Below are 24780 nucleotides of genomic sequence, written 5' to 3'. Positions count from 1 at the left end.
CTGTTTTTATTCTATCACGCAAGAGGTCAGACTTCTATCTTTTTACGCGACTTTTCGGAGCTGTTTTTTCCGAATCCAGACACCATTGAGCGTAAAGACGATTGCTGCTGTCCAAATACATGTAAACGCCACCATGTGTGTTTTAGTAAATGGTTCGTGATAAAGCAATACACCGAGTCCGAGCGACAAGGTCGGTGCGACGAATTGGAGGAATCCGACCCACGTGAATGGAATCCGTTGTGCCCCGAATCCGAATAACAAAAGTGGAACAGCGGTGACGATCCCGGTCAAGATGAGTCCGGTCGTCGTACCGACAGATTCGGTCATCGAAGACGTCCCTTGTACTTGCCAATAGCCGAGGAAAATCAAAGCCAGCGGAAGCGGCGCCATCGTCTCGAGCGTCAAACTGACCGTTGATTCGAGCGGTCGTCGCTTTTTGACGACGCCATAAAAGCCGAAGCTTAAGGCAAGTGCGATCGAAATCCACGGAAACTCGCCGTAGCCAATCGTCAAAATCAAGACACCGATCGTTGCAAGAACAATCGAGATCCATTCGATCCGTGAAAGCTTTTCGCGAAAGAAGAAGACACCAAAGACGATGCTGACAAGCGGATTGATGTAATAACCAAGCGACGCTTCAACAATGAATTGATGATTGACGGCCCAGATATAGATGAACCAGTTCAGACTGATGATCAGTCCGTTTAAGAAAAAGAGTCGGCGCGTGAACGGATCACGCAGCGCCGTCTTCCACTTCCCAAGTGCTTTTTGAAATGATAATAAGATGAGCAGAAATAAGAATGACCAGATGATGCGGTGTGCCAGTATCTCTTCACTCGGTACATTGGCGAGCATCTTCCAGTAGAGCGGTAAGAGTCCCCAAATGACATACGCGACAAGTGTCGCGAAGAATCCAGGTAGATTCACGTAATCCCTTCTTTCATTATGATACCTTCTTCATTCGCATTTTCCCTGCCGATAAACCGCTGATCGTAAAGAGAGCAACAGCAATCCAAATGAACAGGAAAGCGATGAAGTGAATCGTCGTAAAGACGTCATTAAATAGATAAATTCCAAGGAGCAGCGTCAGCGTCGGGGCAATGTATTGGAGAATCCCGACGTAGACAAACGGGATTTTCGGCATTCCGTATCCGAATAACATCAATTGGACTGCTGTTGCGATCCCGAGCATGATGATCGCAATCAGCGCACTCGTCGGCATCGCAAGCGGTTGACTATCCGTTACGCCTAATGTCAAGAGAGCGAACGGGAGCGTGACCAGTGTCTCTAAAAATAATCCGGATAATGGTTCGGCTGCTGCCTTTTTCTTCAGCACACCGTAAAATGCGAACGAAACGGCAAGTGAAAAGGCGATGATCGGAAATTGACCATAACCGAGCGTTAAAATCATCACACCGATGATTGCTGATAAAATCGCAATCGCTTGCGGACGCGTCAATCGTTCCTTAAAAAAGATCAAACCAAACAAGACGCTGACGAGCGGATTGATGTAATACCCGAGTGACGACTCAACGATATACCCTTCCCCGATGGCGTACAGATAGAGCGACCAGTTCCCGCCTAATACGAGTCCTGCCGCAAGCACGGTATAGCGCTGACGTTTGTTTTGCCATAATTGACGAACGAATTGGAATTTCTTCGTCAGGCGTAACAACAGTGTCACGAAAATGAACGCACTCAAAATCCGAATCGAAACGACCGTCCATGCTGGAATACCAGCAGCAAATACTTTGTAGATCGGCAACAGTCCACCAATCACGTAGGCGACGAATGTCGCACTCATACCCCGTTTATCCACGGTCATCCCCCTTATGTATGAAGAAAGCCGCCAGTGGCGACTTTCTTTGAACCTTATTGCCCGTCAAGCGTTGTAAACAATTCGCGTAATTCCTCTTCTGTCACATCACGCCAAGAACCGATTGGTAAATCGCCGAGCTCGATGTTCATGATCCGAACGCGTTGCAGACGTTTGACCCGATAGCCGAACTCTTTACACATACGGCGAATCTGACGATTTAATCCTTGCGTCAAAATGATCCGGAACGTCCGTGTCTCGAGCGGCTCAACGATACATTCCTTCGTCGTCGTACCGAGAATGTCGACACCACTTGCCATCCCTTGAATGAACGTATCCGTGATTGGTGCATCAACGGTTACGATATATTCTTTATCGTGATTGTTTTCTGCTCGAAGGATCCGGTTGACGACATCACCGTCATTCGTCAAAAGAATCAAGCCGTCTGAATCTTTATCGAGACGACCGATCGGGAAAATCCGCTTCGGATGGTTGACGAAATCGATGATGTTTCCTTCGATGTCAAGCTCCGTCGTACACGTGATGCCGACTGGTTTATTTAAGACGATGTAGACAGGTTTTGGTTTTGTCTGGAGCGGCTGACCGTCGATTTCGACGACGTCCGTCTCTTCAGCTTGCGAGCCGAGTTCTGCTGTCAGACCGTTGATCGTTACACGACCTGCATCGATCAGTTTATCGGCAGCACGTCTTGAGCAAAAGCCCGTTTCGCTAATGAATTTGTTGATTCGCATGAATGATATCCTCTTTCCTTAATTGAACTGTATTCAGTGTAGCGCATTCCTGAAATGAAAACAAAATAACATGCGATGCTCCTCTATGTAAGAAAAGCAATGCATGTCGTCTTTAGTCTTTAATTCAATGATCGATTCATTGTTTTTCCTTACCTATGTTCAAAAACGTCAAACAAGTAATACTTATTATTAGAACGATTAAAATAATTGAACTATACGCAAATGCCTCTTGATTAAATAAAACGATGAACATCAATACTGTTAAGGTGACTGATAGAACTGATAATCCGTTTGTTTTCATTTTGAAAAATTCCTTTTTATGTGAAGTGATATGCTCCTATCATGAGGTCTTGTTTCTGGTAATAATCTACTTATGAAAACCATAACATAAAATCATTTTCTAAAATGAATCGATTAAAAGTTATTTTAAAAATCTAAAGCACCCTACATAGTAACGTAAGAAAACAGCCCCTATTTCGAGGCTGTTTTCTTATATGCATATATCGAGATCGCTTTTACGAATCATTAGACCGCAGCGTCTTTTAATGTCTGCATGATGCGGACGAATTGACCATCATTCAACGGATAACCCGCTTTCGTGATTTTGACACGAACGAGTTGTCCGATCATCGACTCATCACCTTCGATTGCGACACGCAGATAGTTATCCGTGTAACCGACGAGACGACCACCTGCTTCTTCCGAGAATTCTTCCGGAATGATTTCAAGCAGTTCTCCCTCGTATTTCGAAGCATATTCCTTCGCGAGTTGATCCGATAAAGCAATCAAACGCGCGACGCGTTCTTCTTTGATCGATTCCTCGACTTGATCGTCCATCATCGCAGCTGGTGTTCCCGTCCGTTTCGAGTACGGGAAAACATGCAACTCACTGAACTTATGATCATTGATGAAGTTGAACGTTTCCATAAACTCTTCTTCCGTCTCACCTGGGAAGCCGACGATGACATCTGACGTGATCGCACAGTCAGGCAGGACTTCCTTCAGACGTGTGATTCGTTCTCCGAATTCCGCCATCGTATACTTGCGGCGCATCCGGCGAAGGACCGTATCCGATGCCGACTGGATCGGAACGTGCAAGTGACGAACGACGATCGGCGAATCCTTCAGGACATCAAGTACCTCGTCCGTGATTTGACTCGCTTCGATCGACGAAATCCGTAAGCGTTCAAGTCCATTGACGGATTCGAGTGCTTTAAGTAATTTTGCTAAGTTGTAGTCTTTTAAGTCTTCTCCGTATCCACCTGTATGGATTCCCGTCAAGACGATTTCTTTGTAACCCGCATCAACGAGCTGCTGTGCTTGCTTCAAGACATCTTCTGGTTGACGAGACCGCATGAGACCACGTGCCCATGGGATGATACAGAACGTACAGAAGTTGTTACAGCCTTCCTGAATTTTCAGCGAAGCCCGCGTCCGGTCCGTAAAGGCCGGTACATCTAGTTCTTCATAGACTTTTGCTTTCATGATGTTTCCGACCGCATTGATTGGCATGCGTTCTTCACGGAATTGTTCAATGTATCCAATCATTTTATGCCGATCTTGCGTTCCGACGACGACATCGACGCCAGGAATCGCCATGATCTCAGCAGGAGACGTTTGGGCATAACAGCCCGTTACGCAGATGACACTATCCGGATTTTGGCGAATCGCCCGTCGGATGACTTGGCGACTTTTCTTATCTCCGGTATTCGTGACCGTACATGTATTGACGACATACACGTCCGCATGATCAGCAAAATCAACGCGTGCGTAACCAGCGTCCTTGAACAGTTGCCAGACAGCTTCTGTTTCGTAATGGTTGACTTTACAGCCAAGCGTTTGAAAGGCAACAGTTGCCATTTCGTTCACCCTTTCAATTCAAAATGATACGAGACGGCGGAAAGGACATAAAATGGTGCCGTTTCCGTCCGTAAGATGCGACGCCCTAGAGCGGCTTTTTTAAAACCGGCATCCGTCAAACGTGCGATTTCTGCTTCAGCGAACCCACCTTCAGGTCCGATGACGACAAGAAGGGAATCACCCTCTTGCAATCCAGCAAGCGTCGTAGCGAGGACGGAGGCCTCCCCTTGTTTTGCTGATTCTTCATAGGCAACCAGACAAGCCGTGTAGTTCGATGCATCCTGTAAGACTTCATCATACGCCACGAAGTCGACTGTCGGCAAGTGAGCACGGTACGATTGTTCCGCTGCTTCCTTGACGATTTTTTCGAGGCGTTCAATCTTTTTCGGAACCTTCTTCTGATCCCATTTCGAGACGGAACGGTCGGCTTCGAAAATTCGTAGATGATGGATCCCGAGTTCCGTTGCTTTTTGGGCAACGAGTTCGATCTTATCGCCTTTTGGCAATCCATGGGCGATCGTCACACGAATCGGTAATTCCGTCTCGATCGGTAGAGTCTCTTCGATCCGGGCAGAAGCCGCTTGTTTATCGAGTGCTTCCAGACGGCACCGGTAAAGACCTGTCCCGTCGAGTACGAGAATCTCTCCGCCGACTTCCATCCGCATGACGTTTTTCATATGGTGTGCGTCGTCTTTCGGGAGATGAAAGACATCTCCCTGACGCATCGAGGGCTCGACGAAATACCGTTGCATGCGTTTACTCCTCCCGTTTCGCGATGATCGCGACCCAGTCCTCAAGCTTCGTCGTCTCGACGATCGTAAAACCTGCTTCTTGCATCGCTTGGACGACCATATCCTTCTTCTGACTGATGATACCGGAAGCGATGAAATGACCGCCTGGTAACGTCAATGTATAAGCATCCTTGACGAAGAGGAGGATGACTTCCGCTAAGATGTTTGCGACGATCAACTCGACCGGCTCACTCAATTCCTTCATCAAGTCGCCTTGACGGACCGTGATCTGCTCACTGACTTCGTTCAAAGCGACGTTTTCCGTCGCCGATTTGACAGCGACTTCGTCTAAATCGAGTGCAAAAACATCTTTTGCCCCAAGCTTCGCTGCTGCGATCGCTAAGACACCGGATCCCGTTCCGACATCGACGACACGGTCTTGCTCTTGCAAGTAGTTCTCAATCGCTTGAATACAGAGGACCGTCGTCGGGTGTGTTCCCGTTCCGAATGCCATACCTGGATCGAGCTCGATGATTTTTTCATCCGGTTGTGGTGTATAGTCTTCCCACATCGGGACGACTGTCAGATGGCGACTGATCTTGACTGGCTTATAGAATTGCTTCCATGAATGAGCCCAATCTTCTTCATCTACTTGAGTCAGCGTGACAGCACCCGTGCCAATCGACAGACCGAAGTTCGTCAATTGTTGGATGTCATGTTCGATGCCTTTGATCGTGTCCGTCAAATCGCTGCTTTCTGCAAGATACGCCTTCACGAGTACACCTTGAGTCGGGTACTCGTCCCGTTTCGTCTCATCCCAAATTTCACCGAAGTTATCTTCGCGGTGGGACATCATCTCGAAATCTTCGACGTCCTCGATGACGACTCCGCTTGCTCCCGCTTCATGTAAGATGTTTGAAACTGCTTCGATGGCTTCTTGTGTCGTATGGACACAGATCTCTGACCATTTCATTTCTTGTCACGCTCCTCTGTAGTGATCACCCTGTAAAGAATGTCTTAATCCGGCTGAAGACACCTTCGTGTTGCTCTTCGACACCTTTTTCATCGCTGATTTCATTGAATTCCCGTAAGAGTTCTTTTTGACGTTCCGTCAGATTCTTCGGTGTAATGACGACGACATTGACGTACTGGTCGCCATGGTGACCGGACCGAACATTCGGCATCCCTTTTCCGCGGAGACGGAATCGTGATCCTGTCTGTGTTCCAGCTGGAATCTTCAGACTGACCTTACCGTGAACAGTCGGCACTTCGATCTCATCGCCAAGTGTTGCTTGCGCGAATGTAAGTGGCATATCCATGACGATATGATCGTCGACACGTTCGAACAGTTCGTGTGCTGCGACACGAACGACGACATACAAGTCACCTGCTGGTCCACCGTTGACACCGGCTTCCCCTTTGCCTGCTAAGCGGATTTGTTGCCCATTGTCGATCCCTGCTGGAATTTTGACACGGACATCTTTGTTTTTACGAACGCGACCGGCTCCACGACATGTTTCACATGGCTCCTTGACGATTTGTCCACGGCCATGACATGTCGAACATGTCGTTTGGTTGACGACACGACCGAACATCGTGTTTTGTTCGACGTTGATGTGACCCGAACCACCGCATCGTTTACATGTTTCTGGATGTGTTCCTGGTTTGGCACCCGAACCATGACATGTACCGCAATCTTCTTCGACTGGGATCGTGATCGTCTTCTCGACGCCTGTGACCGATTCCATGAAGTCGATTTCCTCGACGTATTGTAAATCCTGTCCTTTACGTGGTGCGTTTGGATCTTGACGACGTCCGCCACCGAAGAACATGTCGAAGATGTCGCCAAATCCTTCAGCTCCACTGAATCCACCGCCACCTTGTGATGGATCTTGGTGACCGAATTGGTCGTAACGTGCTCGTTTATTGTCATCGGATAACACTTCATACGCTTCCGATAATTCCTTGAATTTCGCATCCGCATCTGCTTCCTTGTTGACGTCCGGGTGGTACGTCCGGGCAAGCTTACGGTACGCGCGTTTGATTTCCGCTGATGAGGCATCGCGCGCGACGCCTAGTACTTCATAATAATCGCGTTTTTCCACGTGCAGTCTTCCTCTCTCTATTCCGATTCATTTCATACTGTTTGATTTTACCGAACTTCGTGCGACATGGAAAGAGCCAAAGCGGGGATACGCTTTGGCTCTCTCTAGCGCCCGAAAAATCGGTCGGATGAATTACTTGTTATCTTTCTCGTCGACTTCTTCGAACTCAGCGTCCATGACGTTGTCGTCTTGGCTACCAGCTTGTGCGCCTTCAGCGCCAGCTTGTTGCTGTGCCATGTTCTCGTAGACTTTTTGTGTCAACTCTTGGACGACTGTCGACAATTCGTCTTTTGCAGAACGGATTGCTTCGATGTCTGTTCCTTCGAGAGCTTTTGTTACTTTTTCTTTTGCAGCTTCTGCTTTTTCTTTATCAGCTTCAGCGACTTGCTCACCGAGGTCTTTAATTGCTTTATCTGTTGCGAAGACGAGTTGGTCTGCTTCGTTGCGTAATTCGACTTCTTCTTTACGCTTGTTGTCTGCGTCCGCGTTTGCTTCTGCATCTTTGACCATTTGCTCGATATCCGCTTCAGTCAAACCGCTTGATGATTGGATCGTGATCGACTGTTCTTTGTTCGTTCCGAGATCTTTCGCAGAAACGTTAACGATACCGTTCGCGTCGATGTCGAATTTAACTTCGATTTGTGGCACACCACGTGGTGCTGGTGGAATGTCCGTCAATTGGAAGCGACCAAGTGTTTTGTTATCTGCTGCCATTGGACGTTCCCCTTGGAGGACGTGGATGTCAACAGCTGGTTGGCTGTCTGCTGCAGTCGAGAAGACTTGTGATTTCGAAGTTGGGATCGTTGTGTTACGATCGATCAATTTCGTCATCACGCCACCCATTGTCTCGATACCGAGTGAGAGTGGAGTTACGTCGAGAAGAACGACGTCTTTAACGTCTCCTGTCAACACGCCACCTTGAACCGCTGCACCGAGGGCAACGACTTCATCCGGGTTAACCCCTTTGAACGATTCTTTACCAGTGAAGTCTTGGATTGCTTTTTGAACTGCAGGAATACGAGTCGAACCACCAACGAGGATGATTTTGTCGATTTTGTCTGGTGTCAGACCTGCATCGTTCATAGCACGGCGTGTTGGTTCCATCGTACGTTCAACGAGATCTGCTGTAAGATCGTCGAATTTCGCGCGTGAAAGTGTCATTTCCAAGTGAAGTGGACCTGATGCGCCAGCTGTGATGAACGGAAGACTGATTTGTGTTGAAGAAACACCTGAAAGGTCTTTTTTCGCTTTTTCAGCTGCATCTTTCAAACGTTGAAGCGCCATCTTATCTTGAGCAAGATCGATGCCGTTTTCTTTTTTGAATTCTGCTACGAGATGGTCGATGATTTTTTGGTCGAAATCATCTCCACCAAGACGGCTGTCACCAGCAGTTGAAACAACTTCAAAGACGCCATCACCGAGTTCAAGGATCGACACGTCGAACGTACCGCCACCAAGGTCATAGATGAGGATCGTGTGATCTTCGCCTTTTTCGAGACCGTATGCGAGTGCTGCCGCTGTAGGCTCGTTGATGATCCGTTTTACATCAAGACCAGCAATCGTACCAGCGTCTTTTGTCGCTTGGCGTTCTGCATCGTTGAAGTAAGCAGGTACTGTGATGACAGCTTCTGTGACTTTTTCACCGAGGTAGTCTTCTGCTTGCGCTTTTAGTTTTTGAAGGATGATCGCAGAGACTTCTTGTGGTGTGTAGTCTTTGCCTTCAACTTCTACTTTATAGTCCGTACCCATATGACGCTTGATTGACATGATCGTGTTCGGGTTCGTGATCGCTTGACGTTTTGCGACTTCCCCTACTTGACGCTCGCCGTTTTTGAATGCGACGACAGATGGTGTCGTACGGTTTCCTTCTGCGTTAGCGATGACGACTGGTTCGCCACCTTCCATTACTGCAACACATGAGTTCGTTGTACCTAAGTCAATACCGATGATTTTTGCCATGATCTATTTCCTCGCTTTCAATGATTGGAATAATAAAGTGCAAGCTGATTACTCAGCTACTTTAACCATACTCGGACGAATCACACGATCGTGCAATTTGTACCCTTTTTGGAATTCAGCGATGACGACACCTGATTCGTGTTCTTCGCTCGCTTCTTGAACGACTGCTTGGTGTAAGTTCGGATCGAATGCTTCACCGACAGCTGGAATCTCGACGACGCCTTCATTTTGAAGCGTTTCGACGAGTTGACGTTTCACCATCTCAACACCCGTCAAGACGGATTTCGTTTCTTCGTTTTCCGTCTCGATTTGGAGCGCACGATCCAAGTTATCGACGAGTGGCAATAGCTTTTCGACGATCGCTTGTGAAGAATACTTCGCGCGATTCTCTGCTTCGACACGGTTGCGGCGTTTGAAGTTCTCAAAATCCGCACGGAGGCGTAATTCTGAAGCTTTTGCTTCTGCGAGTTGTGCTTCGAAGTCTGGTTTCTCGTCTTCGACGAGATCCGCTTGAATGACTTCTTCTTCTGTGACTTCGACGGTTTCAGTCGGCTCTGTCACGTTTTCTTCTTGTTGGAGGTTTTGATTCTGTTCTTTTTCTTCCACTCTGAATCGAGCCCCTTTCTATATTCAATCCAAATTGTTCTTATGCAATTCGGTTTGGAATGCTTGAAGTAGATGGATGATCGAGTTGATTCCCCGGTTGTAATCCATCCGTTTCGGTCCGATCAAGGCGAGTGTCCCGATCGAGACACCGTCGACCGAATAATGGGCCCGGATGACGCTACAATCTTTTAATGCATCCACATTGTTCTCACTCCCGATCGTGATCAGGATTTGATTATCGAGATTCGGTCGTAGGAAGTCGAGAACGGCTTCTTGCTGTTCGATCAACTCGAGAACAGGTCGTAGTTTTGCGACGTCCTGAAATTCAGGCTGATCGAACATGTTGGCTTTCCCGCCCAGATAGATGAACGGTCGCTCCTCTTGATCCGTCAAGACGAGATCAAGTGCCTTCGAAAGCAACACCGTCTGTTCAGAATGCTCTGAACGGAAGCGACGGATTTCCTCGAGCAGACGACTGCGCAAGGCTGAGAGCGGCGTACCGCGTAACGTCTGATTCAGACGTTCCATCAGCCGGCTCGCTGCTTCTTGGGACAACGCTTGATTCAATTGCAGGGTCTTGTGTTCGACATGTCCCGTCTCGGTGACGAGAACGATGACGACACGACCTTCGGCAAGAGGAATCAATTCCAGATGATGCAAGCGTTGTCCTTCTTCTTTTGGTCCAAGTACAAGCGTCGTGTAATGGGTTAAATCGCTCAACAGGTCTGCTGTGTGCCGAATCAACCGATCATTCTCATTCACGGAATGGGCAAAGAGTGATTTCAATGCCTGCGCTTCTTTTGGTGTGATGCTTTCCGGACGAATCAGATGGTCGACATAAAAACGATATCCGAGTTCGGAAGGAATCCGTCCTGCGGAAGTGTGTGGCTTTTCAATCAGACCCATCTCTTCGAGGTCCGCCATCTCGTTACGAATGGTCGCGGAACTGAACGTCACGTCGTCTCGCTTGGAGAGCGTCCGTGAGCCGACGGGTTGAGCAGTCTTGATGTAATCATCGACGATTGCACGTAAAATCAACAATTGACGATCCGTCAGCACCTTCTTCACCACCTTATTTTGTTAGCACTCACTTTTAACGAGTGCTAATTACATCTTTTACTATAAGGAATTGTCCGTCCGATGTCAACCGAATTGCGTGACCCTTTGAACAGTTTCCCATTCTGCGATACAGTGAAACAAAGAATGGAAAGGATGAATCGGATGATTGAATTATTGGCAATGGCAGGAGTCTTTGTCTGGCTGTTCATCGCGGTCATCGGAACGACTGCCTATTTTTTAAGGAAATCCAAAAAATAAAAAGAAGCGGTATTCCTCTTTTTTTAAGGGAACACCGCTTCCTTTCATTTATTCAAGACTCATTGAACCTGCGCTTCACCGATGAACTCTGCAAAGACTTCGTTCGCTAACGGAATCCCAGCAGGCGTTAAACGGATATGTGTCTCCGTCTGTTCGACGAGACCGTTTGGCAATAAACGTTTCATGACATCACCAAACACATCTTCAAATGCTACTCCATATTTCGTCCTAAAACGTTCGAGTGATACGCCATCCTTCATTCGAAGTCCGAGAAACATCTCTTCTTCCATCCGCTCTACGTTCGTCAACGGCGTCTCTTTTCGAACCGGTAACCCTTCCGCCTTGATATAGTGCGGAATTGGTGCGATGTTCGCACGACGCGTCTGATTGATATAGCTGTGTGATCCTGCACCGAATCCGTAGTACTCATCGTTTTCCCAGTAGACGCGATTATGACGACTCTCTTTTCCTGTTTGCGCGAAGTTCGAGATCTCATACTGCGCATATCCACCTGCTTCGATCGTATCGATCATCACTTGATACATCTCTGCCTCGAGATCTTGCGTCGGTAGCGGTAACTTTCCTTTTCGCTCTTGAATCGCAAAGACCGTGTGCGGTTCTAAAATCAACGAATAAGAGGAGATATGCGTGATCGGTAATTGAAGTGCCCGCGTGACGTCGTAGCGGACCTGATCGAGCGTCTGATTCGGTAAGCCGAACATCAAGTCGACGGAGATGTTATCGAACCGCTTCGCTGCTGCGTCGAGCGTCTGCGCGACTTTCGCTTCCCGGTGCGTCCGACCGATGCGTTCGAGCAAACCGTCATCAAACGATTGGACACCAAAACTGACGCGATTGACACCGCCCGCCTTCATGATATCGAGCTTCTCTTCTGATACACCGTCCGGATTCGACTCGACCGTATACTCTAAATCATCGCCTGTCAGGGGCAACAAGTGTTTCTGGATGATTTCCATCAACCGTTGCATCTGTGGTTCATTTAAAGCGGTCGGTGTGCCGCCACCGATGAAGATCGTCTCGAGATGATTCGTCGGGTATTGTTTCAACGTCAGTTCGATTTCGCGTTCGAGCGCATCGAGGTATTCATCGACGGGCTGATTCTTTAAAAAGACTTTATTGAAATCACAGTAATAACAAATATGTTCACAAAAAGGGATGTGGACATATGCGGCGCGTATTCCCATTTCGCCTCATCCTTTCTCTATAAAAACCAAAAAGGGGACGCAAGCGCCCCCCACCTGTTTAATCTTCGTCCATGGATAGAACGGACATGAAGGCTTCTTGCGGTACCTCTACTGAGCCTACCATCTTCATGCGTTTCTTACCTTCTTTTTGCTTCTCGAGCAACTTCCGTTTCCGAGAGATATCTCCCCCGTAACATTTCGCGAGAACGTTCTTCCGTAATGCCTTAATCGTCGAACGAGCAACGATCTTCGTTCCGACAGCGGCCTGGATCGGCACTTCGAACTGCATCCGCGGAATCAATTCTTTCAACTTATCAACGATGACTTTCCCGCGTTCGTACGCAAAGTCACGGTGAACGATGAAGCTGAGCGCATCGACGTTCTCGTTGTTGAGCAGGATGTCCATCTTGACGAGACGCGACTGTTGGTAGCCGATCAATTCATAATCAAGTGACGCATACCCTTTCGTACTCGATTTCAACTGATCGAAGAAGTCGTAGACGATCTCAGATAACGGTAACTCATACGTGATTTTGACACGTGTCGTATCGATATATTGCATGTCAACGAATGTCCCACGCTTCTTCTGGCACAACTCCATGATCGCACCGACGTAGTCATTTGGTGTCATGACAGCAGCCTTAACGAACGGCTCTTCGATGAATTCGACTTTTTGCTGATCCGGCATCTTCGATGGGTTATCGACGTGCAAGACTTCACCCGCTGTCGTCGTCACGTGATAGATAACCGATGGTGCCGTCGTAATCATATCGATGTTGAATTCACGTTCGATGCGTTCCTGGATGATTTCCATGTGGAGCATCCCGAGGAATCCACAACGGAATCCGAATCCGAGTGCTTGTGATGTCTCTGGTTCGAACTCAAGCGCCGCGTCACTGAGTTGTAGTTTTTCAAGCGCTTCTCGTAAATCGTTGTATTTCGCAGCATCGATTGGATAGAGTCCACAGTATACCATCGGATTCATCTTACGGTATCCTGGCAGTGCTTCAGTAGCTGGCTGTTTCGCAAGCGTAATCGTATCCCCGACACGTACGTCGCCGACCGTTTTGATCGAAGCAGACAACGTCCCAACATCACCGACCGTCAGTTCTTGCTGACGTAATGGTTTTGGTGTCGCAACGGCAAGTTCCAGAACCTCAAAGTCCTTACCTGTCGACATCATCCGAATCTTGTCGCCGACTTTAACTGTTCCGTTGACGATTCGAATCGATGCTACGACACCACGGTAAGCATCATAATAGGAGTCAAAGATCAATGCTTCGAGTGGTGCAGACGGATCACCCGTCGGCGCTGGTACTTTCTCGACGATTTGTTCGAGAATTTCTTCAATGCCGATTCCTGCCTTCGCAGAAGTCGGAACAGCTTCAGACGCATCGAGTCCGATGACATCTTCGATTTCTTGACGGACGCGTTCAACATCCGCTGACGGCAAATCGATTTTGTTGATGATCGGAAGGATTTCGAGATCGTTGTCGAGTGCTAAGTAAACGTTCGCAAGCGTCTGCGCTTCGATTCCTTGCGCCGCATCGACGACGAGGACAGCCCCTTCACAAGCTGCAAGTGAACGCGAGACTTCATATGTGAAGTCGACGTGTCCAGGTGTATCAATGAGGTGAAGAATGTAGTCTTCCCCATCTTTTGCTGTATACTTCAATTGAACAGCGTTGAGTTTAATCGTGATGCCACGCTCACGTTCGAGCTCCATGGCATCAAGTGTCTGATCTTTCATTTCGCGCGATGTCAACGCGCCAGTTTTTTCTAAAATTCGGTCAGCGAGTGTCGACTTCCCGTGATCGATATGGGCAATGATCGAGAAGTTACGAATACTCTTCTGCCGCTTTAAACGGTCTTCATTCGTCATGTTTAGAGTCACCTTACCTTATTTTCAAACGTACATACGGTTCATTATACCAAAAAGCGCTTCACTGTACTATCTCGTTTTGTTTTACCCGAAAAACAAAATGTGAAGATTCCCTAGACGTCGTATTGCTTTTAAGAAAAACGTTTGCTACAATTGTGTTTGTTCTGTTGAACGATAACTGCAGATATGCGAATATAAATCTCGAATGAGTTTTATTGGAGGTGAATCATCCATGGCTAACATTAAATCAGCAATCAAACGCGTTAAAACAGCTGAAAAACGCCGCGTCGCTAACGTACAACGTAAATCGGCAATGCGTTCAGCGATTAAAGCAGTCGAAACTTTCGCAGCTGAAGGTAACAAAGACCAAGCGGTCCTTGCTTTCGCTACAGCTTCTAAAAAAATCGACAAAGCTGCTGCTAAAGGTCTCATCCACAGCAACAAAGCTGGTCGTGACAAATCACGTCTCGCTAAACTCGTAAACGCACTTTAATTCTTTCCGAAGAATACGGTGATGGGTCGCCACTAGGAGGGTTCTCCAGTGGCGATTTTTTATATGATCTAAAATGGCGGACGAAGGACTCGTGTAAAACGATTCCTTCGTCCGCCATTTCTTGTCTTACTTGTCGTCTAGACGATCGATCATGACATAGTGAAGACCGATCCCTTCAATGAGGAAGGGTTCTCCAACACGTTCCAGTCCGAGGCGCTCATAAAAAGGAAGTGCCGTGACGCGGGCGTTACACCACCATGCTGTCACTTGTCGTTCTTTCAATAGGCGACGGGCTTCTTCGATCAGTGCCCGACCATACCCTTCACCACGCACATCTTCACTCGACGCCATACCACGAAGCTGATACGTCGCTCCTGGCGCTTGTACATGCGATTGTTCCGAGAAACTACCAATTGCGACGATTTGCTGTGCTTTTATACCGCCGAGATGAAACGTCGATGGCAAGGCATCGTCTGGATAAACACATGCTTCACGTGGTTGATGCGGACGTAACACATCATGCCGTAATGGGATGACCTCTTCTGCTGTAATGATCTGGACTTCCATCATCGTTTACCTCCTCTTATAGCGTCGCTAAGCGAACAATCAATGCATCGAATAGAATCTTCTTATCACCGCGTCCTGTCTTCATACCTTCATCTGTCGTCGTGATGGCGATGAGTGCTTGCTCGAGCTGCGCAAACGTAAACCGTTTGGCAGACTGGAGTGCCAATTTAATCGCATACGGATGAGCTCCGACTTTTGATGCGATTTGTCGTTCTCCGTATCCTTGTTCTGCTAATCGTTTCGACAGCAGCATCATCCGGTATTGGCGTGCCATCAGCCCAAGGAGAGCCAACACTTCCTGTCCTTGTTTTTCAAGGTCGCGAATCAAGCGGATCGCTGGTTCGAGTTGACGCTTCATCAAGTAGTCCGTTAATTGAAAGACGTTGTCCTCTAGTGTCCGCGGAACAAGCAAATCGACATCCTCGATTTCAATCGTCGGTCGATCTCCTGCAAACAACATCAACTTTTCAAGTTCATGGGCTAATGTCCCCCACATCTCAGCAGTCAAAAAAATGAGTCGCTCGATTGCCGGACGTTCCATCCGGTATCCTTTGTCGTTGACAGCATCCAGAACGAAGCGGAACAACTCTTCGGTCGTCGGTTTTTTTGCCTCTAGTACCGTCGCGCGCTCCTTCAATCGTTTGACGACGGTTTTTCGTTCATCGAGCTTTTCTGCTTCGACGATCAAGACGACGACCGCGTAGTCTGCCGGTTGTAGGATATAATCTGCTAATCGTTCGAGGTTATGTTGTTTTTTATCTTTCGCTCCTGTCAGAAACGTTGCAGGTTTTGCAACGACGACGCGGTAGTCGCTTAAAAAGGGTACTATCTCCGCTTCATCGAGTACCGCATCAAGCGGTTGGTCGTTCAAATCGATTTTCATATAATCAAAACGTTCTCCGTCTGGAAGAGCCGCTTTTACGATTTCACGTTCCCATTCTTCTAACAAGTGTCGTTCTGTTCCATATAATAAGTATAAATTCGCTAATTTTCCGTTGACGAGCCAAGGAGTTTTCATCATTCCCACCACATTTCACAGTTTGTTCTTAACTTCATCATAGATAATCCTCTTTTATTCCGCTATACTAGAAGCGGAATCTATTAAGGGGGAATGCAGCATGGCACATTCAGTACGCCCACCAAGTGAAAACGCGTTCGAGAACGATATTCAATCAAAACGCAACGATGCGCTCGACTCTGCCGTTGGTTTTGGTGCATCATTCGGCTTCTTCGCAGTCTTGTTCATCATCGGTGTCGCAATTAAGTTCTTAAGTCTATAATCAGTAAAACAGCAACCTTGGGGGGTTGCTGTTTTTTTATTTTATCATAGGTTCACAGCCCGCTGAAGAACAAGTTACACTCCCGTCCTCATCCGTTCGAAAGACGATCCGATTTGTTCCGATTCGCTCAAGCACGTCCGGATGCGGATGCCCGTATCGATTTTTTCGCCCGACTGACAAGATGACAATCTTCGGATTCGTCTTCTGCAAGAGTTCTTCACCGGTCGACGTGTTCGAACCATGATGTCCTGCTTTTAGAATATCGATCGGACCAATCGTTAACTCGTCCTCGATTGCTAGTCCAGCGTCACCCGTCAGTAAAACACGTTGTTTGGCGATCTGTGCAAGTAATATGATAGATCGATCGTTCTCTTCTTCTTTTCGTTCAGTCGGTGCAAGTACATGTAACCAAGGACGAATCGTTTGCCCCTTTTGAACGAACTCGACACGCGTCCCAGTTGCTTCGATCGAACGAATCAAATCGTTTCGCTTCTCATCCGTATTGTCATACGCCCCTAAATAAATGGTTTTCACGCGAACTTGACGCAGTAATCCTAGCAGTCCACCGACGTGATCGTGATCAGCATGTGTCACGATGAGACCGTCGATTTCTGATTCTCCTCGTGTGAATAAAAAGGGCGCGACGATATGACTACCCGGATCAAACGGACGGAGCAGTGGATGCGTCGTTTGCTGATAAACACCACCTGTGTCTACGACGAACGTCTCTCCTGCTTTCTCGAGTACGATACTATCCCCTTGCCCGACATCTAAAAACGTGATTTGTTCAGGTACGTGCCACTCCGTGTAACCCCATGCCGTAAGCAAAAGAATCAATGGGAGAGTATGCCCCCACCATCTCCGCTCAGCAATGAACCAAGCGATTCCCGTTCCGACAACGACGATTGTCAAGACGATCGGAGAAAATGCTGGAACGGCAACCATTGCTAACGGCAGATGTTCCGCCAGTCGTAACGCTTGGTCCATCCATTGAATCGCATACTGATGCGCGTTCTGAAGCGTTGAACGAATCGGTAAGAACGGGAGTGTCGCAAGAATGAACGATCCCGGCAGAATCACCCATTCAATCCAGCTACCAATCAATAGGTTTAACAGTGGCGACCAAATTGAAATTGTCGTCTGTTCAATCCCCTGTAACAAGAGGAGGGTTCCAAACTGTGCCCAAGCACTGATAAGCAGCCAGTTCCAAGGACGACGAACCGAACCCATGAGTCGTCTCGAAAGCACAAGAAACAGCGTCAGTCCGACCGTCAATTGAAATCCGATATCGTAAATGACAGTTGGTTGAATCGCTAATTGAAAAGCCGCGACCCCCGCAATGACCTCAACCGGATCTAACGGTTTGTGAAAACGACGACCGAGCAACAGAATGATTGCGACAAGCACAGCCCGAGTGACTGGAGGACTCCACTCCGTCAACCATCCGTAAATCGGCAGTAAGATCAGAACGATATCAAGTCGTTTTTCTTTTGTCATTCTGATTTTTCGTAAGACATACAGCAGACTAACTACTAAAAAAGCGATATGTGATCCTGAAATGACGATCGCATGTAATAAGCCGAATTTCTTAAACCGTTCGAGCGTCACTTGATCCATTAATCGATCCTCACCAAATACAAGCGCTTCGACGTAGAATGCTTGCTTTTGTGGTAACAAGTCTTCTATCCGTTTCAACCATGCTTGACGTACCCGTCTTCCTTCTGCCGCATATCCAGGTGTCGGATGACAGGAATCAAATGAACGAACTTCCCACTTTCCAGCGTAACGATGTGTATGCATGAATTGCAGTTCGTCAAAACCTCCCGCATTCGATTGCTGGCGGACATCAAGGGGTTCCGTAGTGACGCGACAGGAGTATCCGATTCGTTCGTATCCCGTCTCTTCTTCTGCAATCGTTGCTGTCAATAGAACCGATTGACCGTTGCTCTCCGCCTCATAGCGAATTCGATCCCCATTACGCTTACCTGATAAGATGTCAACAGACGAGACGTCGTGCGGTTCAGGTGACAGATGACCCATTCCGATGAATAGACAACTCAGAATGAACAAGAAGAAAAGACGACCGATTGAAAAAGACCATGACTTCATGATCGCAAAGAGCATCAGGAACACTAACCACCAAATCGATTCTTTAATGGCGACAATGAATAAAAGGACGAACAGCGCATGAAGTGGCATCAGTAGACAATCAGGTAGGATTTTAGCGATTCTAACGTCTTTTCCCCAAATCCCTTCACATCTCCGAGTGATTCATACGTCGCAAATCCTCCCTTCTCCTCACGATAGGCCAAGATTGCTTCTGCTTTGGCAGGTCCGATTCCCGGAACCTCCATCAATTGTTCCGCCGTTGCCGCATTGAGGTCAATCAATCCTTTCGGTATCTCTGCTTTTGAGCGTTTCGTTGGTTTCGGCTGATTTTTCGTCTTTTTTACCGGCACGATGACTTCCTGTCCATCAATGAGGCGTGCCGCGAGATTCATTTGTCGAATGTCAGCTTTCGCAGTCGTCTTTGCTTTTTCGATGGCATCCTTCACTCGATCACCGAGGTGGAATTGATAGGGTCCAGGTGCTTCTACCGCTCCTTTCACATCGACCATGATGAGTTTGTCACGAATCGAGGTCTCCTTTTCTGCTGGCTCTGCTTTTGCCTCTTGTTGTCTATCCGTTAAGGACGGTTGATCGACCATCGCTTCATTCGAACAAGAGGGTAATGGTACGAACAATAAAATGATGAGTAGCAGGACGACGACGAGACCTGCGATCTGTTGCAAACGTGGAACGGTCAAGACGAATCCCTCCTTTTCCCACGACTCTAACAGGTCGCTACGGACTTCAGGAAACGAAGGAATACGCACTAACCACTCTTTTACAACACGATACGGTATGTTATGTCGGATGAAGGTCATATCATCCATACCGTTACTTTGAATTAGCATCTGTTTGACGAACAAAAAATCCGTCTCCTTCAAGCAACACGAACGTGTATCGCTTAAAGAAAACGGATGAGATCACTTTTACATTTTTTCAGCAACGAAGAAAATCCGCTCGGCTGTCTCAGAAGGAGCATCCGGTCCAAAATCGCCTGTGACCGCGAGAACCCGGAAGCCGGCGTCGCGTAACCACGTCACGTATTGTGCTGGAGGATATGTCCGCTGATGATGCGTTTCATCGACACGTTCATAGCGACCGTCCTCTTCCTCGATGAAGAAAGTCAGTTCATGGACGACAGAAAGCGGTGCTTCACCAGGATCCGCGAACCAGATATACGAACTTTGCTCCGCATGTGTCGCGTACGTCTTTCCATTGAACAACGTTTCCATCTTGTAAGGAGAGTGTGTATCAAACAAGAGACGTCCACCCTCTTTGAGGATTGCTGCTACATGTGTAAACGTCTGTTTGACATCCTCTTCCGTCCGAAGATAGTTCAAGGAGTCGCATAGGATCGTCACGGCATCGACAGGTGTCGGCAATTCGATTTCGCGCATGTCTTGCGCCCAGAATTGAATACGTAATCCCTCTTCCATCGCTTTTTCCTGCGCGACTTCGAGCATCTCTTCCGATAAATCAATCCCGAGCATCTCATAGTGTGCCGCTAATGCAAGCGTCGCCGTACCTGTTCCACATCCGATATCAGCAATCGTACTTCCAGTCGGAACGTATGCTTTGACCCAGTCGACCCATTGATCGTACGGGACGTCTTGCATCAATTCATCATAGATGTAGGCGAACTGTTCGTATGCCATTAGTTGACCTCGACTTCAACCTTTGGAGCATCTGCCCAGAGTTTTTCGAGATTATAGTAATCACGATCGTCACGGTGGAAGACGTGAACGACGACGTTTTCAAGATCCGCTAACACCCAACGTGCCGCATCGAATCCTTCGAGACGTTTGATCGGCAGGTTATGTTCGTGCGCGACTTCTTTGAGTTCACGTGCGATTGCCTGTACTTGTTTTTCTGAATTCCCTTCACAGATGACGAAGTAGTCGGCAACTGGTGAGATGCTCGACATATTCAGGACGACGATATCTTCAGCGCGTTTATCGTCGATGGCATTTACGATTAATTGTAATTCTTGTTCGACTGTCATAGGACGGTCCCCTTTCGTTTGGCCGCGACGAAGGCATTATACGTCTCAATCGTACGCGGAAAGATGATGGCTTGTTTTTTACATAAAAAATGAATCGTCTGACTGAGTGTCGCGATGACGGCGTCCGTCAAATCCTGCTCCGCTACTTCACGAAGCGCTTCGACACCTGGATAACTACGATTTGGTTCAATCGCATCCGCGACGAAGATGATTTGATCGAGCAATGGCATACCGGGTGCCCCCGTCGTGTGATTTGCGATGGCCTGATAAATCACGTCTGAATCAAGACCAAGTTCTCGACGGACAAGCTCCGCACCCACTGGCGCATGAAGCAGTTCGTCATCATAATCGAGTAAAACACGTTGATTCAATTCAACGGCAATCGAACGCATCTCATTCGTATCGCGGTATTTTGCATAATCATGAAGCATAGCAGCAAGCGTTGCTTCTTCTTCGTCAACACCATATTTAAGAGCCAAGTGTCGCGCTGTCTCGACAACACCTAATGTGTGCACATAGCGTCGCTCAGGCAACGTACGCTCAATGATTTGTCGTGCTTCTTCAAGGCGCATATAGATTCCACTCCTCAATCCGTTGTCGAATGGCTTCCGGTACAAGGTAGCGAATGCTCCGTCCGCGCGCGACCCGTTTCCGGATATCCGTCGAAGAAATTTCTAGCAATGGCATATCGACCGCTTTCACACGGGCACCACGCGGAATCAGATACCGACTGCCCGGTCGAGCGACGGCACCAAAGACGACTTCCTCGTATAACCGTTCGGCTTGATACCACGTATCGAGACTCACGAGTGAATCTGCTCCAATGAGAAACAGAAATTCATGCTCCGGGTACCGGTGCTTGAGTGCACGAATCGTATCATACGTATAGGAAGGCTCTTCGCGCTCAAACTCGATTGCTGAGACGGAAAAGGTCGGATTCAATGCAATTGCTTCTTCTACAAGGCGTAAACGCTTGGTTGCGTCTGTGACTGTACGTTGTTTATGCGGTGGCACATTCGCTGGTACGAACCAGACCGCATCGAGTTCGAGTTGTTCCTGCGCTTGTTCGGCAATCAAGAGATGACCAATATGCGGAGGATCGAACGTTCCGCCCATCAGTCCGATTTTCATCGTGGCAATTCGAGCGTCTTGTTCTCTTTTGATTCTTTATAGAGAACGATGACTTTTCCGATGACTTGAACGAGTTCAGCATTCGTTCCTGCGACGAGTTCTTGTGCGACATCCTTCGGTGCATCCGCACAATTTTGCAATACTTGTACTTTCAAGAGTTCCCGTTTTTCAAGCGCATCCATCAAATCAGCGCACATCGCTTCGCCGACTCCATTTTTACCGACTTGGAAAATCGGGTTTAAGTCGTGAGCTGTCGCGCGTAAAAAACGTTTTTGTTTACCTGTTAACATGATTAAAATTCCTCCAATTGCTTTCGTATCACCTGCTCGCCAAGTGCAAGGTCAGGTGCTTGTCCGGTGAAGCGTTCAAATGCTTCAGCCGCTTGTAAGACGAACATCGGGACGCCGTCAAGAGTGTCGAGACCTTTTTCGGTCGCTTCACGTAATAGACGGGTCGGCGTCGGTCGATAAATAATATCACAAATCAAGGCGTGCGTCTCCGTCAATTCGATCGGACGTGCCTCGATATGTGGCGCCATCCCGACAGAAGTCGTATTGATGATGACGTCGTAACTCGTTAAATCAAATGTTTCTTGCCATGGTAAAACGGTTGCTCCGAATTCATCGGCAACTGCCTTAGAGCGTTCTTCTGTACGATTCGTGATCGTCACATCTCCGGGCAACGCAGCAATGATGCCTCGCGCCGCACCGCCCGCACCAAGAACGAGCGTCTTTTGAAATGACGGACGACGTTCTGTCAACGCGCGGACGAATCCGATTCCATCTGTATTCGCACCAATCAACTGCCCATCCTGCCGATATACCGTATTCACGGCGCCTGCTTTTTGAGCTGCCGGCTCTAGCCGATCCAGATACGGAATGATTGCTGTTTTATGTGGAATCGTCACATTGATTCCGTCTAGCTGATGTGTGCGTAATTTCGTAATGATTTGCGGCAATTGCTGCTCCGTTACATCGATGAGGTCATAACAGCCGAAAAGCCCAGCCGCTTCCAGCCAAGCTGTATGCAGCTCAGGTGAAAGTGAATGGGCAATCGGATGACCGATGACGGCAAAGCGCATCAGACGAGCGCCTCACGTAAGGATACAGCGACACCTTTCGGGGCGTAAGCAGCGACACGTCCACCTTTTCCGTGAACCGCAACCCACCCGAGTCCACTGAAGACGATATCCGTCTTCATGTTGTCGCGGAGGCTGAATTCATGACGGACAAGCGGCGGTAGCATCTCACGCGTCTTTTCGTTTGGCGGAGACAACAGCTCACCGTTATGGTTCGCGTATAAATCGTCTGCCTTTTCAAGCTTCGTCCGGTGAACTTTCAATTCATTCGACATGTAGATGACGAATGAACGCTTGTTCCCTTCCATATAGTCCAATCGTGCAAGACCTCCGAAGAAGAGTGTCTGTTGCGGATGGATTTGGAAGACTTGTGGCTTGATCTCTTTTTTCGGTGTGATCAGCTTCAAGTCCTTTGCATCAACATAGTGAGCCATCTGATGATGATTGATGATCCCCGGTGTATCATACAGGTTACAGTTATCGTCGAGTGGAATGTCGATCAAGTCTAGTGTCGTTCCTGGGAAGTGACTGACCGTGATGACGGCTTCATCTTCTTCACCGAAGCGTTTGATGACTTGGTTGATCAGCGTCGATTTCCCGACGTTCGTACAACCAACGACATAGACGTCGCGGCCTTTTCGATAATAATCGATTTTTTCAGCGAGTTCATCGACTCCGTGCCCTTTTTTCGCACTGATCAGATGAACGTCGACTGGACGTAATCCAAGTTCTTTCGATGCTTGACGCATCCAGTTCATGAGACGGTTCGGGTTGAGTGACTTCGGTAATAAATCGGCTTTGTTCCCGACGAGTAAGACGTCGTTTTTACCGACGAACCGATGTAATCCCGGTAACCAGCTTCCATTAAAATCGAAGATATCAACGATTTTAACGACAAGTGCATCTTTTTGACCGATTCCGTCTAAGATTTTAACGAAATCATCGTCCGATAACGATACATCTTGAATTTGATTGTAGTGCTTTAATTTAAAGCAACGTTGGCAAATGACCATTTCACGATCAAGTGCAGATTTAGGTGCGTATCCTGGTGCTTTTGTGTCTTCCGTTTGAATGGCGACACCACAGCCAGCGCAGTGGATTTCTTCGATCATATTATGTTGAGCCGCATGTGGGAACGATATCCCTTCTCTTTTCACCGTAGCGCCCTGCTCGCTACTCCAAGAGCGTAACTTCCGACCTCTCGCCGTACATGTTGCGACTGCTGCCTTCCCTTTCATCTACCGATCTGACAGGGTTATTGTTGCTTATCCTGACGAAGTGTTTCGATCGGATGCTCCAGTGCAGAAGGATCTTCCTTGACGCGTTGTGTCAATTTATAGATTCCTTTGCGTTTCATCCGGCGGAAAATGACACGTTCCATCAGGCGATTGAATTTCGTGACGACACCGTCCGTCTTAACGACAGGTTGAACGTGGATGACTTCGATTCCAACGGAGTTTGCACCGAGTACATCCGTAAAGAGTTGGTCTCCTAAGAAGACAACTTCCTTCGCATGATAACCGAATTCCGTCAATGCTCGTTTAAACCCGATAGGAAGCGGTTTTCGAGCAGGCGCAATATAATGCAATCCGAGTGGATCCGCGAACTTCTTGACGCGGTCTCCGTTATTGTTCGATACGATGATGACGTCGAAACCATATTGATTATTCACCATATCCAGCCAAGCAACCAATTCGTCTGGAGCATCTGCGATATTCCATGCGACGAGCGTATTATCAAGATCGGTCAAAATCGCTTTGACACCGTTTCGTTTGAGCATTTCAAGGTCGATATCGTAGATCGAAGCCACGAAATGTTTCGGATAAAGTCGTTTGAACAAGAATAAAACCTCCAGATAATGGTCTAGCTCTATAGTTAAGTTTAAGA

General features: G+C 47.8%; 26 protein-coding genes. 2 read left to right on the top strand and 24 right to left on the bottom strand.

Features of this window, described 5'->3' with window-relative positions; translation table 11 throughout:
• Positions 1 to 42 precede the first annotated feature (42 nt).
• The 12 genes from rarD (AC3B4V_RS00700) to lepA all read right to left on the bottom strand — a co-directional run bounded on the left by rarD (AC3B4V_RS00700) (position 43) and on the right by lepA (position 14233).
• The gene (gene rarD, locus AC3B4V_RS00700) at positions 43 to 927 is read right to left on the bottom strand and encodes an EamA family transporter RarD (RefSeq protein ID WP_195865617.1); all 885 of its coding nucleotides are present in this window, start codon (positions 925 to 927) and stop codon (positions 43 to 45) included.
• 16 nt (positions 928 to 943) lie between these two features.
• Positions 944 to 1825: an EamA family transporter RarD gene (gene rarD / locus AC3B4V_RS00695; RefSeq protein ID WP_230088805.1), complete on the bottom strand. Its 882-nt coding sequence runs from the start codon at positions 1823 to 1825 to the stop codon at positions 944 to 946.
• Positions 1826 to 1872: 47 nt separating this feature from the next.
• A complete protein-coding gene (rluF, locus tag AC3B4V_RS00690) occupies positions 1873 to 2568 on the bottom strand; it encodes a 23S rRNA pseudouridine(2604) synthase RluF (RefSeq protein WP_195865615.1) in 696 nt (231 codons plus the stop codon).
• Positions 2569 to 3093: 525 nt separating this feature from the next.
• Positions 3094 to 4428, bottom strand: coding sequence for a tRNA (N(6)-L-threonylcarbamoyladenosine(37)-C(2))-methylthiotransferase MtaB (mtaB, locus tag AC3B4V_RS00685; protein WP_481265091.1), 1335 nt, complete (start codon positions 4426 to 4428; stop codon positions 3094 to 3096).
• A gap of 5 nt (positions 4429 to 4433) precedes the next feature.
• Entirely contained in the window at positions 4434 to 5180 is a 747-nt protein-coding gene (locus AC3B4V_RS00680) for a 16S rRNA (uracil(1498)-N(3))-methyltransferase (protein WP_214854793.1), read from the bottom strand.
• 4 nt (positions 5181 to 5184) lie between these two features.
• The gene (prmA, locus tag AC3B4V_RS00675; RefSeq protein WP_058704803.1) at positions 5185 to 6132 is read right to left on the bottom strand and encodes a 50S ribosomal protein L11 methyltransferase; all 948 of its coding nucleotides are present in this window, start codon (positions 6130 to 6132) and stop codon (positions 5185 to 5187) included.
• Positions 6133 to 6157: 25 nt separating this feature from the next.
• Positions 6158 to 7264 carry a molecular chaperone DnaJ gene (dnaJ, locus tag AC3B4V_RS00670; RefSeq protein WP_023467442.1) on the bottom strand — a complete coding sequence of 369 codons (1107 nt, stop codon included), beginning with the start codon at positions 7262 to 7264 and terminating at the stop codon, positions 6158 to 6160.
• Positions 7265 to 7396: 132 nt separating this feature from the next.
• Complete coding sequence (gene dnaK / locus AC3B4V_RS00665) at positions 7397 to 9223, bottom strand: molecular chaperone DnaK (RefSeq protein WP_064300340.1); 1827 nt, start codon at positions 9221 to 9223, stop codon at positions 7397 to 7399.
• A gap of 48 nt (positions 9224 to 9271) precedes the next feature.
• Positions 9272 to 9829, bottom strand: a complete 558-nt coding sequence (gene grpE / locus AC3B4V_RS00660; protein ID WP_023467440.1) for a nucleotide exchange factor GrpE — start codon at positions 9827 to 9829, stop codon at positions 9272 to 9274.
• A 24-nt stretch (positions 9830 to 9853) separates the two neighbouring features.
• The gene (gene hrcA / locus AC3B4V_RS00655) at positions 9854 to 10888 is read right to left on the bottom strand and encodes a heat-inducible transcriptional repressor HrcA (RefSeq protein WP_023467439.1); all 1035 of its coding nucleotides are present in this window, start codon (positions 10886 to 10888) and stop codon (positions 9854 to 9856) included.
• A 317-nt stretch (positions 10889 to 11205) separates the two neighbouring features.
• A complete protein-coding gene (gene hemW / locus AC3B4V_RS00650) occupies positions 11206 to 12351 on the bottom strand; it encodes a radical SAM family heme chaperone HemW (protein WP_488377526.1) in 1146 nt (381 codons plus the stop codon).
• A gap of 58 nt (positions 12352 to 12409) precedes the next feature.
• Entirely contained in the window at positions 12410 to 14233 is a 1824-nt protein-coding gene (gene lepA, locus AC3B4V_RS00645) for a translation elongation factor 4 (RefSeq protein ID WP_214854783.1), read from the bottom strand.
• Positions 14234 to 14465: 232 nt separating this feature from the next.
• Here lepA and rpsT point away from each other — a divergent pair, with 232 nt between their 5' ends.
• Positions 14466 to 14726 carry a 30S ribosomal protein S20 gene (gene rpsT / locus AC3B4V_RS00640; RefSeq protein ID WP_023467434.1) on the top strand — a complete coding sequence of 87 codons (261 nt, stop codon included), beginning with the start codon at positions 14466 to 14468 and terminating at the stop codon, positions 14724 to 14726.
• A 126-nt stretch (positions 14727 to 14852) separates the two neighbouring features.
• On the opposite strand, the gene AC3B4V_RS00635 is transcribed toward rpsT, so the two are convergent.
• Both AC3B4V_RS00635 and holA read right to left on the bottom strand, forming a co-directional pair.
• Complete coding sequence (locus AC3B4V_RS00635; RefSeq protein ID WP_488377525.1) at positions 14853 to 15296, bottom strand: GNAT family N-acetyltransferase; 444 nt, start codon at positions 15294 to 15296, stop codon at positions 14853 to 14855.
• A 13-nt stretch (positions 15297 to 15309) separates the two neighbouring features.
• Entirely contained in the window at positions 15310 to 16311 is a 1002-nt protein-coding gene (gene holA, locus AC3B4V_RS00630) for a DNA polymerase III subunit delta (RefSeq protein ID WP_488377524.1), read from the bottom strand.
• A 100-nt stretch (positions 16312 to 16411) separates the two neighbouring features.
• Between holA and AC3B4V_RS00625 the strand changes: the two genes are divergently transcribed.
• A complete protein-coding gene (locus AC3B4V_RS00625) occupies positions 16412 to 16573 on the top strand; it encodes a YqzM family protein (RefSeq protein ID WP_023467431.1) in 162 nt (53 codons plus the stop codon).
• 36 nt (positions 16574 to 16609) lie between these two features.
• Here AC3B4V_RS00625 and AC3B4V_RS00620 read toward each other — a convergent pair whose 3' ends face one another.
• From AC3B4V_RS00620 to AC3B4V_RS00575, 10 genes are all read right to left on the bottom strand, one after another.
• A complete protein-coding gene (locus AC3B4V_RS00620; protein ID WP_488377523.1) occupies positions 16610 to 18772 on the bottom strand; it encodes a DNA internalization-related competence protein ComEC/Rec2 in 2163 nt (720 codons plus the stop codon).
• Positions 18772 to 19530: a helix-hairpin-helix domain-containing protein gene (locus AC3B4V_RS00615; protein ID WP_488377522.1), complete on the bottom strand. Its 759-nt coding sequence runs from the start codon at positions 19528 to 19530 to the stop codon at positions 18772 to 18774. Before AC3B4V_RS00615 ends, AC3B4V_RS00620 begins: the two co-directional genes overlap by 1 nt.
• 78 nt (positions 19531 to 19608) lie before the next feature.
• Positions 19609 to 20337 (bottom strand): class I SAM-dependent DNA methyltransferase, encoded by a 729-nt coding sequence (locus AC3B4V_RS00610; protein ID WP_058704798.1) that lies wholly within the window; start codon positions 20335 to 20337, stop codon positions 19609 to 19611.
• Positions 20337 to 20684, bottom strand: coding sequence for a ribosome silencing factor (gene rsfS / locus AC3B4V_RS00605; RefSeq protein ID WP_023467427.1), 348 nt, complete (start codon positions 20682 to 20684; stop codon positions 20337 to 20339). The genes AC3B4V_RS00610 and rsfS overlap by 1 nt, the downstream gene beginning before the upstream one ends.
• Positions 20681 to 21256, bottom strand: coding sequence for a bis(5'-nucleosyl)-tetraphosphatase (symmetrical) YqeK (yqeK, locus tag AC3B4V_RS00600; RefSeq protein WP_023467426.1), 576 nt, complete (start codon positions 21254 to 21256; stop codon positions 20681 to 20683). Before yqeK ends, rsfS begins: the two co-directional genes overlap by 4 nt.
• Entirely contained in the window at positions 21246 to 21815 is a 570-nt protein-coding gene (gene nadD / locus AC3B4V_RS00595) for a nicotinate-nucleotide adenylyltransferase (RefSeq protein WP_488377521.1), read from the bottom strand. The genes yqeK and nadD overlap by 11 nt, the downstream gene beginning before the upstream one ends.
• Positions 21812 to 22105: a ribosome assembly RNA-binding protein YhbY gene (yhbY, locus tag AC3B4V_RS00590; protein ID WP_023467424.1), complete on the bottom strand. Its 294-nt coding sequence runs from the start codon at positions 22103 to 22105 to the stop codon at positions 21812 to 21814. The genes nadD and yhbY overlap by 4 nt, the downstream gene beginning before the upstream one ends.
• A gap of 2 nt (positions 22106 to 22107) precedes the next feature.
• Positions 22108 to 22896 (bottom strand): shikimate dehydrogenase, encoded by a 789-nt coding sequence (aroE, locus tag AC3B4V_RS00585; protein WP_058265063.1) that lies wholly within the window; start codon positions 22894 to 22896, stop codon positions 22108 to 22110.
• Positions 22896 to 24005 (bottom strand): ribosome biogenesis GTPase YqeH, encoded by a 1110-nt coding sequence (yqeH, locus tag AC3B4V_RS00580; protein WP_023467421.1) that lies wholly within the window; start codon positions 24003 to 24005, stop codon positions 22896 to 22898. The genes aroE and yqeH overlap by 1 nt, the downstream gene beginning before the upstream one ends.
• Positions 24006 to 24148: 143 nt before the next feature.
• Positions 24149 to 24733 (bottom strand): YqeG family HAD IIIA-type phosphatase, encoded by a 585-nt coding sequence (locus AC3B4V_RS00575; protein ID WP_023467420.1) that lies wholly within the window; start codon positions 24731 to 24733, stop codon positions 24149 to 24151.
• Positions 24734 to 24780: the final 47 nt, after the last annotated feature.

It is taken from the genome of Exiguobacterium sp. E17S (genome assembly GCF_057772545.1).
Note: the sequence above shows the minus strand (reverse complement) of the source record. Positions and strands in the feature narration are given on the sequence as shown.